The sequence below is a fragment of the Aeromonas sp. QDB31 genome (genome assembly GCF_027707605.1).
Classification (GTDB): Bacteria; Pseudomonadota; Gammaproteobacteria; order Enterobacterales; family Aeromonadaceae; genus Aeromonas; species Aeromonas media.
The window spans coordinates 1-3385 of sequence record NZ_JAPCIX010000049.1 but is presented as its reverse complement, the minus strand read 5'-3'; the positions used below and the strand labels follow the sequence as shown (position 1 = coordinate 3385).

3 protein-coding genes are annotated in these 3385 nt (G+C 62.6%); all 3 read right to left on the bottom strand.

The genetic code is table 11. The features are described 5' to 3' along the window. Positions 1–514: 514 nt before the first annotated feature. Genes mphR(A) through PG898_RS21055 form a run of 3 tightly spaced genes read right to left on the bottom strand, consistent with a single transcriptional unit; the run spans position 515 to position 3239 of the window. Positions 515–1099 carry a macrolide-binding transcriptional repressor MphR(A) gene (gene mphR(A) / locus PG898_RS21065; protein ID WP_001137892.1) on the bottom strand — a complete coding sequence of 195 codons (585 nt, stop codon included), beginning with the start codon at positions 1097–1099 and terminating at the stop codon, positions 515–517. Further along, positions 1099–2337 (bottom strand): macrolide resistance MFS transporter Mrx(A), encoded by a 1239-nt coding sequence (gene mrx(A) / locus PG898_RS21060; RefSeq protein WP_000004159.1) that lies wholly within the window; start codon positions 2335–2337, stop codon positions 1099–1101. The genes mphR(A) and mrx(A) overlap by 1 nt, the downstream gene beginning before the upstream one ends. Further along, on the bottom strand, positions 2334–3239 hold the full coding sequence (locus tag PG898_RS21055; RefSeq protein WP_000219391.1) for an Mph(A) family macrolide 2'-phosphotransferase: 906 nt from the start codon (positions 3237–3239) through the stop codon (positions 2334–2336). Before PG898_RS21055 ends, mrx(A) begins: the two co-directional genes overlap by 4 nt. Positions 3240–3385: the final 146 nt, after the last annotated feature.

Genomic DNA, 3385 nt, shown 5'->3' with positions numbered 1-3385 from the left:
CCATTTCGCAGCAGCCGCCTGATCGGCGCAGAGCGACAGCCTACCTCTGACTGCCGCCAATCTTTGCAACAGAGCCCGCCGTGCTAGTCTGCTCGGTGATGGTGGAGTGAAGCCAACCCGCAATCGGGTTATGAATCTGCATCGCGATTCGCAATCAGCTGTCTCTTGAGCATGTCGAACTCCTGCGATGTTATCTCGCCGTGCTCGTGCTGCTACACCAACTTGTCCAACTCATCCGCCACACCGCTCCCCACCACCTGCGATGGCCAGGTTGTTTGCTGGGCGCATTGGCGGAGTATCGTCTCGACCCGGGACACCCACACCGGCACAACCTTACGGGAGTGATTCACTGTCAAAGAATCGGCCCGGTGCTCTGACGCAAGTATCGGGATGGTCACCATTTGTAAGCCGTAGACCTGAGTGGTGATCAAGACTTCGATACCACCGACCGTACCGGTACTAATCGACGACGGTCGTGTTCGTCGCCTGCCGCAGGGACTCTGCACACCTCCGTTTACGCATGTGCCTGGAGGAGTTGGAAATCGTCGTGTTCGGGAAACATTAAACACAGGATGGCAGCGATCTGAGCCAGCACATGATCAGCTAGCTCACCATCCGGATCGACGGCCCACTGCATCGTCGCGCCAGCGATGACCGAGTGCAGGAGCAACTCAGCTGCCGCAGGAGCACCTGGGGGCAGTCGCTTGCGGATCCCCTCCACCACCGCGCGGTTCCGCTGGATCGCAAGCGTGCGTAGCTCCGGCACCTGGAGCTCGTACCAGGAGATGAGATAGTTCACCGAGAAGTCGTTGCGAGTGTTCATGCTCCGAACGAGCACCTGCAAAAATTCCCAGAGCCCTTGCGGCCCTGCGCCTATCGGTATCGCATTCAGGTAATGCCGCACCTGCTCGACGCCGCGCTCCATCATCCTCACCAGCAGCGTATCGCGGTTGGTGAAGCGCTGGATTAACGCTGCGCGGGAGAGCCCCACCTCCTTTGCTACTCCGCTGAGCGTGAACTCTATGGGACCGCAACGCTTCAGCACTACGGTGGCGGCCTCGAGTACCTCGTCATCGGACTTGAGCTTGGGGCGGGGCATCAGTGTTCACCTTCTGTATGGGTTGGGGCGGAGGCTGTGGCTGCCGCCGCCATTGTAGCAAATTGAAGACGGAGCGAGAGTAGAGCCACGAGCCCCGCAAACACGGCCGATACAACGAGGCCAGGGAGCGGACCAGCAAGGTCGACAAACGCGCCGGCCGCAAGCATAACCATGGGCGAGGCTGACAGCATCACCGCCGAGACCGTGCCGAGTACCCGGCCGAGAAGTTCTGGCGGCGTGCGGTTGTAGATGGCAGCGTTGAGAATGGGAGAGACTGAGCCGGTCAGCAGTCCCACGAGCGCGCCCAACAACATCAGCACCGGCACGCCTGGCAACTGTGAAAGCAGAAGCGAGCCCACCGCAGAGCCACAAAATGCCACCGCCAGCCAGTTCTGCGCTGATATCCGGGCGCCGACCGACGCATGAATGGCAATGCCAAGGAGACCACCAGCCCCCATCATTGAGGAGAACAGCCCGAGCTCTGCTACTTGGCGTCCTGCATCTACAAACAGCGCAGGCATGATGACGCTGCCGTTGGCGCCAACGATGCCCACGAAGATCATCACTATACCAAAGAGAGGGCGCAGCAGGGGTTCGCTCCAGAGAAAAGCGACGCCGGCGCGCATGGAGAGAGTCGCCGTCGTGGTCATCGTCCGAGCGGCACGCGCGGGAAGCACCCACGCGCCGAGCAGACCTGCAAGGACGGAGCAGAACGCCGTCAGCCCGAGCGTTGGCGCAGCGCCAAGCAGGCCGATTGCGGCCCCCCCAAGGGCCGGGCCACCTAGAATCGCGACGTTCCCGATCACCGCTTTCAGTGACGAGACGCGCTCAACGGAGAGCCCGGCGACGTGGCCGAGTTTGGGCAGCTCACTGTCCTGCGCGGCCATACCGGGTGCGTCGAACGCGGCACCGAGCACCACGCAAGCGATCAGCCCAGTGTTCGAGAGGGCGCCAACGGCATCGAGCAGTGGGATGCTCGCCATGGCCACGCCGCCCACCACACCCGAGATCAATGCGACGGGCGCGCGCCCGAACCGATCGACGAGGCCACCACCAACCCACGCGCCGATGATGGTCGCGATGACGCTGCTAGCGGCCGTGGCGCCCGCCCAGGCCGCGCTCTTTGTATGAGACAGGACGAACCATGGAAGCGCGAGGGCCGCCACCGCGTTGCCGATCCGGAAGAGAAAGGTCGCCGCGAACAGCGTCGCGAGCGGGCTATATCGACGTTCGCTCATTCCGCTGCGGCGAGCTGCGCCTTCGCCGCAGCGAGGTACTCTTCGTTACCCGAGTCGAGGGCGAAGAGTGCGTAGGTGACCGCCCCGAACGCAAGGCGCTCCGCGATGTGGTGGGCGAGCCGCGGCCACACCCGGCCACCGGCCGCTTCATACGTGAGGAGGAGCTTCGCGAGCCCCTCTTCACCAAAGACCATAAGGTGCGCGGCCATGTCGATGGCAGGGTCATCAACGCGGGCCTCGCTCCAGTCGATCATCCCGCTGACGCGCTCCGTGTTGTCGATGAGCACATGGCCCACGTAGAGATCGCCATGCACCACCACGGAGAAATCTGGCCACGACGAATCGTCGTCGAGCCAGCGCTGCCACCGGTGGAGGCGCTTGTCGTTCACCACGAACTCGCGTCGGACGCGGTCAACGTCGTCGGCCACCTTCTGACGGGCCTGCGTCGGTGTACGGATGAGCATCCCCGCATCCACGGCGGCGGAAATGGGGACGGCATGCAGGGCGGCGAGCGCGGTCGCGAAGCTCTCCGCGAAGACCTCCGAGTCCTGCGGCACGACCCAGTCGGGCGTGGACGAACCAGGCTGGATGACCATCGCAGTCGAGTCTTCGAGCATGGGATAGGCAACGAGCTCGGCGTTGGCCACGCGCCAGTCCGGCACCGCGAACGGCAGGCGATTCTTGAGCATTGCCAGCACCCGCGCCTCTGGTTCGACCTTCGCGCTTACCTCGGCTCGGCGCGGGATGCGCAGCACCCACCGACGTCCATCGTCGACGGTGGCGATCACGATCCTATAGTCGAGCCCAAGCTCATTGACAGTCAGCGGGCCATGGAGCTTGAGCCCATGTCGGGCTGCAAGTGCGTACAGTTGGGAGGTATCGGCGGTCGTGACTACGGTCATGATTCACTCCTGAGGGCTTGACGGGTTTAGCCACCTAAATGTAACAGTCACGTCGGTTATATTCAATCCGGCACTGTTGCAAAGTTAGCGATGAGGCAGCCTTTTGTCTTATTCAAAGGCCTTACATTTCAAAAACTCTGCTTACC

What these genes read in the sequence shown, in the direction of transcription:
- PG898_RS21055 (WP_000219391.1), bottom strand. Translation starts at nt 3,239, where the DNA reads ATGACCGTAGTCACGACCGCCGATACCTCCCAACTGTACGCACTTGCA.